9 protein-coding genes and 2 pseudogenes are annotated in these 12,900 nt (G+C 68.2%); 4 read left to right on the top strand and 7 right to left on the bottom strand.

Translation table 11 applies throughout. The features are described 5' to 3' along the window. Positions 1–209 (top strand): annotated as a pseudogene (locus AC1DY5_RS21265) (colanic acid biosynthesis glycosyltransferase WcaI); the annotation flags it as partial. A 102-nt stretch (positions 210–311) separates the two neighbouring features. Here AC1DY5_RS21265 and AC1DY5_RS21260 read toward each other — a convergent pair. The 7 genes from AC1DY5_RS21260 to hemC all read right to left on the bottom strand — a co-directional run bounded on the left by AC1DY5_RS21260 (position 312) and on the right by hemC (position 8,508). Then, positions 312–2,564 carry a polysaccharide biosynthesis tyrosine autokinase gene (locus tag AC1DY5_RS21260; protein WP_478114503.1) on the bottom strand — a complete coding sequence of 751 codons (2,253 nt, stop codon included), beginning with the start codon at positions 2,562–2,564 and terminating at the stop codon, positions 312–314. Further along, complete coding sequence (locus tag AC1DY5_RS21255) at positions 2,561–3,001, bottom strand: low molecular weight protein-tyrosine-phosphatase (RefSeq protein ID WP_478114505.1); 441 nt, start codon at positions 2,999–3,001, stop codon at positions 2,561–2,563. Before AC1DY5_RS21255 ends, AC1DY5_RS21260 begins: the two co-directional genes overlap by 4 nt. Before the next feature lie 17 nt (positions 3,002–3,018). After that, positions 3,019–4,176 (bottom strand): polysaccharide biosynthesis/export family protein, encoded by a 1,158-nt coding sequence (locus AC1DY5_RS21250; protein WP_478114502.1) that lies wholly within the window; start codon positions 4,174–4,176, stop codon positions 3,019–3,021. A gap of 244 nt (positions 4,177–4,420) precedes the next feature. Then, positions 4,421–5,704: a heme biosynthesis HemY N-terminal domain-containing protein gene (locus tag AC1DY5_RS21245; protein ID WP_478114500.1), complete on the bottom strand. Its 1,284-nt coding sequence runs from the start codon at positions 5,702–5,704 to the stop codon at positions 4,421–4,423. Between the two features lie 14 nt (positions 5,705–5,718). Then, the gene (locus AC1DY5_RS21240) at positions 5,719–6,798 is read right to left on the bottom strand and encodes a uroporphyrinogen-III C-methyltransferase (RefSeq protein ID WP_478114498.1); all 1,080 of its coding nucleotides are present in this window, start codon (positions 6,796–6,798) and stop codon (positions 5,719–5,721) included. Continuing rightward, on the bottom strand, positions 6,795–7,553 hold the full coding sequence (locus tag AC1DY5_RS21235) for a uroporphyrinogen-III synthase (RefSeq protein ID WP_478114497.1): 759 nt from the start codon (positions 7,551–7,553) through the stop codon (positions 6,795–6,797). Before AC1DY5_RS21235 ends, AC1DY5_RS21240 begins: the two co-directional genes overlap by 4 nt. Before the next feature lie 19 nt (positions 7,554–7,572). Continuing rightward, complete coding sequence (gene hemC / locus AC1DY5_RS21230) at positions 7,573–8,508, bottom strand: hydroxymethylbilane synthase (RefSeq protein WP_478114496.1); 936 nt, start codon at positions 8,506–8,508, stop codon at positions 7,573–7,575. A gap of 52 nt (positions 8,509–8,560) precedes the next feature. On the opposite strand from hemC, the gene ppc reads away from it, so the two are divergent. From ppc to AC1DY5_RS21215, 3 genes and pseudogenes are all read left to right on the top strand, one after another. Continuing rightward, entirely contained in the window at positions 8,561–11,407 is a 2,847-nt protein-coding gene (gene ppc / locus AC1DY5_RS21225) for a phosphoenolpyruvate carboxylase (RefSeq protein ID WP_478114495.1), read from the top strand. 163 nt (positions 11,408–11,570) lie between these two features. Further along, complete coding sequence (locus tag AC1DY5_RS21220; RefSeq protein WP_478114494.1) at positions 11,571–11,789, top strand: hypothetical protein; 219 nt, start codon at positions 11,571–11,573, stop codon at positions 11,787–11,789. Further along, a pseudogene (locus AC1DY5_RS21215) lies at positions 11,786–12,900 on the top strand (GH36-type glycosyl hydrolase domain-containing protein); the annotation flags it as partial. The gene AC1DY5_RS21220 and the pseudogene AC1DY5_RS21215, both read left to right, overlap by 4 nt.

Raw genomic sequence — 12,900 nt, 5'->3', positions numbered from 1 at the left:
TGGGCAAGGTGGTCTCCCAGTGCGGCCTGGCCGTGCCCCCCGACGATGCCCGCGCCTTCGCCGACGCGGTGCTCAAGCTGGCCTCCCAGCCCGAACTGCGCCGCGAGCTCGGCCTCCGCGCCCGCGCCTTCGCCGAAGCGAACTTCGACCGCGACGCCGTCCTCGCCCAATTCGAACGCGACCTCCAGGCCGCCTGCCTCAGAGACTGAAAAGGCCGGCGAAGCCCGGCCTTGTTGGTGAAACACCGCGGAACCGGCTTCGCCGGGCCGCTGGCGCCCGGACACGAGTGCCGGGCAACCTGGGGGACGAGCCTACTGCTCTTCGGGCAGGATGCTCTCGTAGTTGTAGTTGGTATAGCGATAGCGGCCGTACTTGTAGGCGGCATAGGCCCGGCGATTGACGTTCATGCCGTTGAGCAGCACCCCCGTGGCAGCCTTGCCGCCCATCGAAAGGCGCCGGGTGCTTTCCTTCAGTTCGCCCATCGTCGACAGGTCGGCGCGCGCCACCAGCAACACGGTGCCCACGTGCGTTGCGATGGTGCTCGTATCGGCGGCCACCAGCACCGGCGGCGCATCGATCACGACCAGGTCGTATTGCTCGGACAGGCGCTCCAGGTTGGTCTTGAACGAGTCCGACACCAGCAGTTCGGCCGGGTTCGGCGGCAGCTGGCCGGTGGCCAGGAAGTCCAGGCTGGGAACCACCTGCCGGTGCACGGTCTGCTGCACGGTCAGGCTGCCGGCGATCAGTTCGGATAAGCCACCGTGGCGCTGCAGGCCGAAATACTGGTGTGTGTGGCCGCGCCGCAGGTCGGCGTCAATCAGCAGTGTGCGCCGTCCGGCGGCGGCCATCAGCGCAGCGAAGTTGGCGGCAACGAAGCTCTTGCCGACGCCCGGCGTGGGCCCGGTGATCAGCACACGGTTGTTGGGTGACTCCAGCATCGCGAACTGCATCGCGGTGCGCAGGCTGCGCAGGCTCTCGACAGCGGGGTCGTCGGCCTTTTCGATCGTCAGCAACCGCACGCCGGTGGCGCCGCTCAGGCGCCGGGCGGCGATGGTCTGTTGCGCCGGGCTCATCGGAATCGTCGAGAACACCGGCAGGCCGATATCAGCCTCGACCTCGTGCGGGTCGCGGATGCGCTGCTCGATGAACGAATTGCGGATGAACGCGGCGCAGATGCCGAGGAACAGGCCCAACGCCAGCGCTGCGGCCATGATGACATTGCGGTTCGGCTTGATCGGGCCCATCGGGGGCACCGCCTCGTCGAGCACGCGAACGTTGCCGACCTTGCCCTCCTTCACCAGCCGCAGCTGCAGCGAACTGTTGAGCAGCGACTGGTAGAGCTCGGTGTTCACCTTGACGTCGCGCTCCATGCGCACCGCCTCCTGCTGGATCGCAGGCAGCCCCTTGATTCGCGTCTGGATGCCGGCCATGTCGGCCTTCAGCGCCGCGATCTGGGCGTCCAGCGTCTGCACCAGCGGATGACTGGAAGTGAAGCGCGCCTCGAGGTCACGGCGGCGCTGCTGGGCGTCCAGCAGCCGGGTCTGGCGGTCGACCGCCTGGCCGAGGATCAGGGTCGCCTCCTCCGAGAACGCCACCGTGCCCTTCTGATTGCGATAGCGGTTGTAGGTCTCTTCCGCAGCCTCCATCTGGCGCTTGAACTGCGGCAACTGAACATCGAGGAAGGCCAGCGTCTTCTGCGCTTCAGCCGCCTTTCGCTCGATGTTCTGCTGCACGTACTGCGCGCCGACTGCGTTCAGCACCTGGGCCGCACGGTTGGGATCGATGTCCTGCAGCGCCACGTTGATGATCCCGGAGGCCTTGACGCGCTCGCTCAGGCTCAGGCCCGATTGCAGCGAGAGGATGGTCGGCAGCTTGGCGAAACGCCGCACGTTGAACTCGGCGCCGGGCTTGCCGTCCAGCCTGCTCACGACCAGTTCGATGGGGCCGTCCGGGGTCTCGGCCTTCAACGGCGCGCCGACCGTGCCGACCAAGGTCTGGGCCAGGCGCGGCGAGCTCAGCGCGTATTGACCGCCCCCCTTGGCCGTCACTTTGAAGAAGGACCCTTCCATCGACGCCGGCACCTCGAAATGCGACACCGCGATCTGCTCGGTGCCCGAGACATAGCCTCCGAAGCCCAGGAAACCCGGCTCCGACAGGCCGGTCGCCCGCCGCGCCAGCCAGCCGCCGATGTAGGGAATGTAGTTCGGGCCGACAACGATGTAGAGCCTGATCGCGTCCACGGCCTTGCCCACCACCATGCGCGAGCGGATGATCTCCATTTCGGCGCTGGCGGGCGTCTTGAGGTCGATCAGCCCGCCGGCTTCGCTGAGGATGCCCTTGCCGCCGCTTTCCGGGTCTTCGACCTGGACCACCATGTTCGATTCGTAGATCGGGCGCTCGAGGAAGGCATAGGCCGCTCCGCCCAGGAACACGACCAGGGCGATGAGGGCGATCAGCCACTTGTTCGCCACCAGCACCTCGAGGTAGCGCCCAATGTTGAAATCCTCCTCGTTCGCCGTGCCGAACGAACTTGGATTGGGTTTGGGAGTGAGTGTGGAATTCATCGACTGGATACTCTTGAAATGCGTTGGAGCCACTGCTGGGTACCTTCTTCGATGAGCGCCAGCGACCGTTCGAAAGTTGCACGCCCAGCCTGATACGGATCCGGGACATCCCGATCGCTGAACTCACAGAGACGAAATACCTTGCCGGAGGCAAAGAGATAGCGCTCCTCGACCGCGCGCCTTTGCTCGGCGTCCATCACCAGGATCAAGTCGGCGCGCTGGCAGGCATCGAGGCTGATCTGCCGCGCACGGTGGTCCTCGATCGAAATGCCGCGCTCCTGCATCAGTTCGCGGGCGATGGCGTCCGCGGGTTCGCCCACCAGGGCGCCGAGTCCGGCCGATGCGACCTGCGCGTCGGGCAGCGCCGCCGCGATCAGGCCTTCGGCCATCGGACTGCGGCAGATGTTGCCGATGCACACAACGAGAATGTTCCGGATGGTCACGATCGGTTCGACTAGCGGCCGGTGGTAGTGGTGCCGACGGACTGGTACGTGATCGCCGTGGTGGCGGTCGGCAGGATCAGGTTGAGGACGCGGTTCCACTGCACCAGCGGCACCGGGTCGACGTAGACCACATCCTTCGCCTTCAGCGAGAAGCCGTCCGCCATCGCGATCGCGGTCGGTGTGCGGGCGTCCAGGTGGAAGATCGACTGGCCCTTGGCCTCGTTGCGGATCACGTAGATCTGGCGCGGATTGGCGGTGGTCAGGTTGACGCCGCCCACTTCGGTCAGGGCATCGCTCAGGCTCAGCCGGCCGTTGCGCATCAGCACCCCGGTCTGCTGGGTCACCTCACCCATCACCGTGACCTTGCGCTCGTCGCGGTTGCGAACGTAGATCATGTCGCCCGGGTGCAGCGGAATGCGGCTCGGATTGACACCGGCGTCGGCCATCGCCGTCAGGTCGATGACCACCGTCTTGCCCTCGCGCGTGAGTTCGATCGCCGAACGGTCACCGTTCGAATTCAGGCCACCGGCGCGGTTGATCGCCTCCGCGAGGGTCATTGGAATGTCCGTGAAGAGGACCAGCCCGGGTGTCCGGACCTCGCCGTCCATGTAGGCGCGCTTGCTGCGGAAGGCCTCGACCCGAACGCTGATCTGCGGGTCCCTGAAGACGCGCGCCAGTCGCTTCACCACCGCCCCTTCCATCTCCTGGAGGGTCATGCCCGCCACCTTGAGCGACCCGATGTACGGGAAGCTCAGCTGCCCGGTGTTCGACACGATGTAGCCCGGTGCGGGCGAGACGCTGGCCGGGTCGGCCACCGTGGTCGGCGGAACGACGCTGAACACCATCTCGGGATGGTCGAACACCGTGATGCCCACCACGTCACCGGGACCGATCCGGTAGGGTTCGGTCTGGCCCAGCAAGGCCGTCACGTCGGGACCGAGCTTGGTCTGGCGAGTCGCCGCGCGCTGCGCCGAAATCAGCGTCGGCGTGATCTCGGTCAGCGCACCGGGCGGGGGCGGATCGATCTCGGAGGTCGAGAAACCGGCTGGAGAGACGGCCTGCTCGGCATCGTTGCTCGCCGAACGGAAGCCCGGCGCCAGGGGCGCGCAGCCTTGCACCAGCAAGCCCACTGAAGCCAGCAGTGCGGCATGTAGTAAAAAATGCTTCAAGTGCAGCTCCGCATCGTGACCCTGAAATGAATACTTTTGCAAACAGTTACGACTGTACATCATGAGAAGGGGCTACTCAAACCCTTTCTCGGATTACATCTTCCGGCAGATGAACAGGGGACGGCAACTGCCGAAATAACACGCCCTGGGAATTTCTCTTCAGTCGGAACGACCCGGATCGCCAGGCAAACCGGATCGAATGCTAYGAATTCAATAGCGTACGAGTCGCTGAAGCAAAGCCGTGTCAGGGATTTTCGTTTTGTGCCGCGCGTTTCCAGGCGGCCGAAGCCTGGTCGGCGTCATCGCGTGCTTCARCCAACTGCGCCAGCGCCTGCCAAGCCCGTCGATGCAGATTGATGTCCTGAAGACCCAATCCGGCCTGTGTGAGCAACTGTTGCGCCTTGCCCCAGAGCTGCCGCTTCATGCAGGCCATGCCCGCCAAGTACTGCAGGTTGGGGTCGCGCGGGTTGTTTCGTTGCGCCGACTCGATGCGCGCGAGCCAGTCGGCATCGACTGAATCGAGGCCGGCCTCGAGCGCCCGGACCAGTTTCACACGCAGGGATTCGCCGAGGCTCTGTGGCTGCTCGACCATGCGCTCCCAGATCGGCAGCAGCCAAGCGCGCGCCAGCGTGAGATCGCCGCGCAGCGCCACCATCCGCTGGGCCGCGTGGATCGCGACCTCGGGCATTTCGCGCTCCGACGCATCGAACTCGCCCCAGGCGCGCAGCAATTGGGCCGGGTCGTGGGCCCCCGACAGCAGCTCCGTCGCCAGTCCGCGCACGATGCTCTGCGCCGCCGCATCCGAAAAGGCCCGGTGCTTGGCCAGCAGCCGCGCGGTTTCGAGCGCCTCCRGGGTGCGCCGGTCCTGGCGCGCGGCTTTCAGCCGCAAGCGCAGCGCCAGGGTGCGGCGCTGCGCCCCCTGCGGCAGTTCCGCGAGCCGCGCCAGGGCGGCCGGCGCGTCGCGGTCGTCGAGCGCCCAACGAGCGGCACGCAGTTGCACGCCCTCGCGTATTTCCGGCGCCACCAATGCGCCACGATCGGCGCTCTCGTTGAGTGCCTGCTGAAGGTGCGCATCGCGCGCCGGGCGATCCTGCAGCGACTGCGCGCTCTCGGCGGCCAGCAGATGCGCCACCACGCGGACCTGAAGAGCCTGCGGCAGCCGGGCATCGAGCGCGGCCAGCCGCCGCTCTTGCGCCAGCGCCGATTGCGCCGCCTTGCGCGCGCGCGAGAACCGGCCCGACAACAATTGCGCAGCGGCGTCGAGCAGCGCCGAATGCAGCGCGCGCTCTTTTTGCTGCAAACGCCACTGGCGCGCCTGCTTGGGCAGCGAGAACAGTGCCGAGAAGCCCCGCAACGCCAGGTGCAGCAGCACGAACACGGCGAACAGAAGCAGCAGCACCAGGTTGAGCGACAGGTCGACCCGCCAGGGCGGCCAGAAGACGGTGATCGTGCCCTGGTTGTTGCCGGCGAACAGCGCCACCGCGGCGGCGACGCCGAACAGAGCGAGGAACCAGAGGACGGCGCGCATGGCTTCGAGCCTGCCTAGCGGCCCGCGGCGGCCGTGGCGAGCGCAGCCAGCGTCTCGTCGACGCGCGGCGGCTCGCTGGTGCGGATCTGCGCCTGCACCTGCTGCACCAGCGTCGCTGCGGCCTGGACCCGGCGCGAAGCCGGATCGAAATAGCGGTTGATCGACGCCGACACGGTGGCCATCTCGCCGCGCGCCGTGTCGATTTGCCGTGACAGCAGGGCCAGCCGGGCATTGAGCAGCTTCAGCTTGAGGTTCTCGCGCAGGAAAAAGGTCTGATCGGGCGTCAGCAGCACCGCTTCGGGCCGCTCGATCCGCCCGACCCGCAACAGCGAGCGCGCCTCGGTATGCACCATCAGCAGGAAGCGCTGCCACCACGGCGCGTCTGCCGGCAGCGGCTCGGCCTGCCGGGTATCGAGCGCGCCGCCGCGCACGGCCACCGCGTTGAGCACCGGCATGTCATCCACCATGCGCATGAGTTCGTCGAGCTTCTGCAGCGCATCGGTGTTGTCGGCGCTGRCACTGCTGCGAAGGCGATCCGCATCGTGCTGCATGGCGCGCTGCAGCGGCGCCAGCCGGGGCTGCGCGGCGCGCGCGATGCGCAGGTCACCTGCCTTCAGTGCCGCCAGCAGCGGTTGGACGTTGCCCGTGACCTGCGCCTGCTGCAGGGCCAACCGAACGGCGGCCTCGATATCGATCACCAGGTTCTCGTCGCGCGAGCGCGAGAGGCTTTGCATCAGTTCTTCGAGCTGGGAGCGTTGCAGCGCCACCTCGCCGACCCGGGTCTCCGCCAGCGCCAGCCGGGCCGCCGTGTCGCGTACCACTTCCTGGGCCTGGCGCGCCAGGGTGCGCGCTTCCATCGCCTGTGCCAGGGCATCGGCACTCTGGCGCGCCAACTGCTCCTGCATGCCGCTGACCTTCTGCCAGAGCGCCATCGACATCAACAGCGCGATCACTGCGACGATGGCGAGCAGGCCGAAGGCGAGCCGCGAGAGCAGCGCCAGCGCGGTCGAATGCCCGGCCGGCAAGGGGGCCGGAACCGGTGTGCGCAACGCGGATTCCGGCAGTGGCTCGTGGAAGACAGGAGCGTCACTCATGTCAGGGATTCTATCGACGCGACCAGCTCGGGCAGCGACGRCCGCGAGACGTGCACGCGGCCGAATCCGGCGGCGCGGGCGGCCTCGGCGATGCGTTCGTGGGTGACCAGGGCGCGCGCCGACTGCCAGTGGACGGTGGGCAGCAAGCGGCACAGGTTGGCAATCGCTTCCGAACTGCTGAAGAGCCAGGTCGCAGCACCGCTGGCGCCCTCTGCCGCCAGCCGTCGCTCGGCCTCGCCGAAGGACGGCGGCATGCGACGGTAGGCCGTCACCGCATCACAGAGGCCTCCGGCGGCCGCGATCTCGCGAGCCAGCCAGTCGCGGCCCGTGGCCTGCCCGGTGGCATCGCCGCCGCGCACGATCAGGATCCGGGCGCCCGGGCCCACTTGCGGCGCCACCAGGCCCCACAGGTTCTCGGAATCGAACTGCGGCGCATCGACAGACGGCGCGTCGATCGCCGACGCCGGCACGCCGGCCTCGCGCAACCCCCGCGTGGTGCCGGGACCGGTGCCCCAGAAACGCAGCGTCGGAGGCAGGCGGACGTCGATGCCGCGGAAGAAGTGCTCGGCAGCGGCGGCGCTGACGAACATCAGCGCGTCATAGTCGGAAAGGCGCCGCCACGCGACCTGCAGCGGCGCCGGGTCGTCGAGCGGCTCGATCGCGATCAAGGGCAGCGCCACCGCGTCCAGGCCTGCGGCGCGCAGATCGTCCACCCAGCGCGCGGCTTCCCTGGCCGGCCGTGTGATCAGCAGCATGGGCAAGCGAATCGGAGCCTCATGCCTGGAGCAGCCGCGCTGCCGCTTCACCCAGCGCACTCGCCTGCGCCGCATCGGCAGCCTCGGCCACCAGTTGCGCCCGCCGCAGCGGCGCCAAGCCTTCGGGATCGCCCAGGGCAGCATCGATGCGCAGCCGGCCATCGGACTGCCAGCGCGCGTGCGCGGCCAGCGGCATCGAGCAGCTGCCGCCCATGGCGCGGCTGACGGCGCGCTCGGCGGCCGTCGCGAGCCCGTCGGCGCGGCTTGCCAGCGGCGCCAGCAGCGCGAGCAGATCGGTGCGGTCGGAGCGGATCTCGATGCCGAGCGCGCCCTGCCCTGCGGCCGGCAGCATCGTGTCGGGCTCGAAGCATTCGCGGATGCGCCCTTCGAGGCCGAGCCGCTTGAGCCCGGCCGCAGCCAGCACGATGGCGTCGTACTGGCCTTCGTCGAGCTTGCGCAGGCGGGTGTCGAGATTGCCGCGCAAGGGCTCGACGCGCAGATCGGGCCGCAGCGCGCGCAGCAGCACCACGCGGCGCAGGCTGGAGGTACCGACCACCGCCCCTTGCGGCAGTTCGGCCAGCGACGCGTGGCGCGGCGACACCAGCGCATCGCGCGGATCCTCGCGCTCGAGCACGCAGGCCAGCGCGAAACCATCGGGCAGGTCCATCGGCACATCCTTGAGCGAATGCACCGCGATGTGGGCGCGCCCTTCTTCGAGCGCGAGTTCGAGTTCCTTGACGAACAGGCCCTTGCCGCCGACCTTGCTGAGCGAGCGATCCAGGATCTGGTCGCCGCGGGTGGTCATGCCGAGCAGTTCCACCGCATGGCCTTGTTCTTGCAGGAGGGCCTTGACGTGTTCGGCCTGCCACATGGCCAGGCGGCTTTCGCGCGTAGCGATGACGATGTTGCTCAAACCGTTTCCCGTATGAAAAAGAGACTTGCGGGATGCTAGCATGTTGCGCCGCAGCAACGCCGGCATGTCCCCAGCCCACGAGGAGAAGTTTCGAATGAAGACGAGCCCCGCACCGGTTGCCGCGAAGCGCCGGACCCGTGACGAAGACCTGCCCCTGATCGCCGACATCCGGCTCCTGGGCCGCATTCTCGGCGACGTGATCCGCGAACAAGAGGGAGACGACAGCTACGCACTGGTGGAGAAGATCCGGACCCTCTCGGTGGCCTTCCGGCGCGACGCCGACCATGCCGCGGACCGGGCGCTCAAAAACCTGCTGAAGGGACTCAGCGCCGCCGAGACCGTGAGCGTGATCCGCGCCTTCACCTACTTCAGTCACCTCGCCAACCTGGCCGAGGACCGGCACCAGATCCGCCGCCGCACCGAGGCCGAGCGTGCCGGCGAGAGCGCCGAAGGCAGCCTCGAGATCGCGCTGGCGCGCATCCGCAAGGCCGGCATCAAGGCCGAGACGGTGGTCGAGTCTTTGTCTCACAGCTATGTCTCGCCGGTTCTGACCGCGCACCCGACCGAAGTGCAGCGCAAGAGCATCCTGGATGCCGAGCGCGCCATCGCGCAGCTGCTCACGGCGCGCGACGAGATCGCGCTGCGCCAGCGTGCCTTCGCTACGGCCAAGGATGCGCTGACGCCGATCGAGTACGCCGACAACGAGCGYCAGCTGCGCACCCGCGTCACCCAGCTGTGGCAGACGCGCCTGCTGCGCTTCTCGAAGCTGACCGTGGCCGACGAGATCGAGAACGCGCTGAGCTACTACGAGGCCACCTTCCTGCGCGAGATCCCGCGGGTCTACGCCGATCTCGAGAAGGCCCTGGCCCACGGCGGCAGCGTGCCCTCGGTGGCCCCCTTCCTGCGCATGGGCCAGTGGATCGGTGGCGACCGCGACGGCAATCCGAACGTGACTGCCGAAACGCTCGAGTACGCACTGCGCCGGCAGAGTGAGCTGGCGCTGCGCCACTACCTGACCGAAGTGCACTACCTCGGCGGCGAGCTGTCGCTGTCCGCCACGCTGGTCGACGTATCGGTGGAGATGCAGGCGCTGGCCGAGCGCTCGCCCGACAAGAACGAGCACCGCGTCGACGAACCCTACCGCCGCGCGCTGACCGGCATGTACGCGCGGCTGGCGGCCACTTTGCGCGAACTCACGGGCGGCGAGGCCGCGCGCCACGCCGTGAAGCCGCAGAACCCCTACCAGACGGCCGAGGAGTTCCTGGCCGACCTGCGCACCATCGAGGAGTCGCTGGCCGACAAGCACGGCACCGTGCTGGCGGCGCCGCGCCTGCATCCGCTGATCCGCGCGGTCGAGGTGTTCGGCTTCCACCTGGCGACCGTCGACCTCCGCCAGAGTTCCGACAAGCACGAGGCGGTGGTGGCGGAGCTGCTGGCCACCGCGCGCATCGAGCCCGCCTATGCAGCGCTGCCCGAGGAAGACAAGCAGGCGCTGCTGCTGCGCCTGCTCGACGACGCCCGGCCGCTCAGAGTGCCCGATGCCGATTACTCGCCGCTCGCCAGGAGCGAACTCGCGATCTTCGCAGCCGCGCGCACCGCGCGAGCGCGCTTCGGCGCGGCGGCGATCCGCCACTACATCATCAGCCACACCGAAACCGTCAGCGACCTGCTCGAAGCGCTGCTGCTGCAAAAAGAAGTGGGACTGCTGCGCGGCACGCTGGCCGACAATGCTACCTGCGACCTGATCGTGGTGCCGCTGTTCGAGACCATCGAGGACCTGCGAAACGCGGCGCCGATCGTGCGCGCCTTCTATGCGCTGCCGGGCATCCATGCGCTGGTGCAGCGCTCGGGCGCCGAGCAGGACGTGATGCTGGGCTACAGCGACAGCAACAAGGACGGCGGCATCTTCACCAGCAATTGGGAGCTGTACCGTGCCGGGCTGGCGCTGGTGGCGCTGTTCGACGACTTGAACGCACACAGCGRCATTGCCATCCGCTTGCGGATGTTCCATGGCCGCGGCGGCACCGTGGGGCGGGGCGGCGGCCCGAGCTACCAGGCGATCCTGGCCCAGCCGCCGGGCACCGTGCGCGGCCAGATCCGCCTGACCGAACAGGGCGAGGTGATCGGCTCGAAGTACGCCAACAGCGAGATCGGCCGCCGCAATCTCGAGACGCTGGTGGCTGCGACGCTCGAGGCCACGCTGCTGCCGACCGCCAAGGCTGCGCCCTCCACCTTCGTCGCCGCGGCGGCCGAATTGTCGGCAGCCAGCATGGCGGCCTACCGCGCACTGGTCTACGAGACGCCGGGCTTCGGCGACTACTTCTTCAGCGCCACGCCGATCCGCGAGATCGCCGAGCTCAACATCGGTTCGCGCCCGGCCTCGCGCAACCCGAGCCGCAGCATCGAGGACCTGCGCGCGGTGCCCTGGAGCTTCAGCTGGGGCCAGTGCCGCCTAACGCTGCCGGGCTGGTACGGCTTCGGCTCGGCGATCGAACGCTTCCTTGTGCAAGCCGCCAATCCGGGCGCGCGCAAGGAACGGCAGGCGCTGCTGCAGCGCATGTACGCGCAATGGCCCTTCTTCAGCACGCTGCTGTCGAACATGGACATGGTGCTGGCCAAGAGCGACCTCGCCCTGGCCTCGCGCTACTCCGAGCTGGTGGCCGACAAGAAGCTGCGGCAGAAGGTGTTCTCGATGATCGACGCCGAATGGCACCGCACCTCCGACGCGCTGACGCTGATCACCGGCGCCAAGCAGCGGCTGGAGGGCAACGCCGACATGCAGCGTTCGATCCGCCATCGCTTCCCCTATATCGATCCGCTGCACCACCTGCAGGTCGAGCTGATGCGCCGCTACCGCGCCGGGCAGGTCGACGAGCGGCTGCAGAAGGGCATCCACATGTCGATCAATGGGGTGGCGGCGGGCTTGCGCAACACAGGTTGACGAACCGGCCCGCAAGGCGAGAGCGGGCGGTGTCCGCCCTCTCCTACACCATTTCACGGCGAAGCAGATAAAAAGGCCATTGCATAGGGAGTACCCTGGCCCGCACGTTCACAGCTCTCGCAATCGCGCGGCGGCTTCAGGGTCGTTCACAGGAAACTCCGCCATGTCATCCCCGCAATCGCTTGCCCGTTCCCCGATCGACTTCGTCAGCGGCGACTTCGACGCGCTGGCATCGCACATGCGACATTGCGCGCGGGCTCGAGGGCGATGGTTCGCGGTTCGCAGCCATCTGCAGCAGGTGCGTTCAGTCGCCGCTGGCCGCATTGTGACGATGGCTTGCGTGGCCGGCGTGATCGCCATCGGACTGTTCGCGGTCGCTTGAGCGCCGCAGCGGTCGTCGACCGGCTCGACAGCCTCAGCCGGTACGCGCGCGATCTTCTGCTCGGGCCGCACGAGCCGGTCGAAGCGCCGATCCGCGCCGAGTTGTTCGGCGCCCAGCGCTTCGCGCAACACGGCCACAGCCTGGCACGTGCCCAGGGCGTGCAGCCCGGTCCCTCGCGCGGCGACACGACGCCTTTCTTCCCGCGCGTCGACAAGAACCTCGAGTCGCTGCGCAGCGCCTTCGACTACATCGCGCTGATCTCGCAGAGCGGGCGCTACGTGTCGCCGGCAGCCGAATGGCTGCTCGACAACTTCCACCTCGTGGAGGCCCAGCTCCAGCAGATCCGCGAGGGCGTGCCGCGCAGCTACTACGCCCGCCTGCCGAAGCTCGCGGCGCCGCCGTTGGCCGGCCTGCCGCGGGTCTACGGCATCGCCTGGGCCTATGTGGCACACACCGACAGCGTGCTGAACAAGACGCTCTTCACGGCCTTCCTCGATGCCTACCAGGACATCGATGAACTCACCCTCGGCGAACTGTGGGCACTGCCGACCACGCTGCGCGTGGTGCTGCTGGAGAACCTGCGGCGGGTGGCCGAGCGCATTGCCGAGAACAAGGTGGCGCGCGAGGTCGCGCACGCGGCCTGGGACGCGGCCGATTCGCTGTCGTCGCACGAGCTCGACGTGCTCTATCGCGCGCTGCAGAGCCGCGGCATGCAGGACAGCTACCTGACCCAGCTCTGGCAGCGGCTGCCGGTCGAGCACGGCGAGCATCCGCCCGCACTCGTCAAGTGGACCGAGCAGCACTGCCCGAATGGCGCGGCGCTGATCGCCGACGCTCAGACCGCGCAGGCGGCCGCCAACCTCACGGTCGGCAACATCATCACGACGCTGCGCATGATCGGCCAGGTCGACTGGGCCGACCTGATCGAACCGGTCAGCCGCTCCCTGCGGGTGCTGCGCGAACTGCCCAGCTTCGGCCGCGAGAGCGAGTTGACGCGCCAGCAGATCACGCAGGCGATGGAACAGGTGGCACGCAGCACCCGCCGGACCGAGCGCGAAGTGGCGCAGGCGGTGGTCGGCCTCGCGCTGCAGGCCGGCGCCGATTGCACCGG

The sequence above is a fragment of the Variovorax sp. P4_D9 genome (assembly GCF_056401695.1).
The sequence above is the reverse complement of the archived record's forward strand: the minus strand, read 5'-3'. Positions and strand labels throughout refer to the sequence as shown.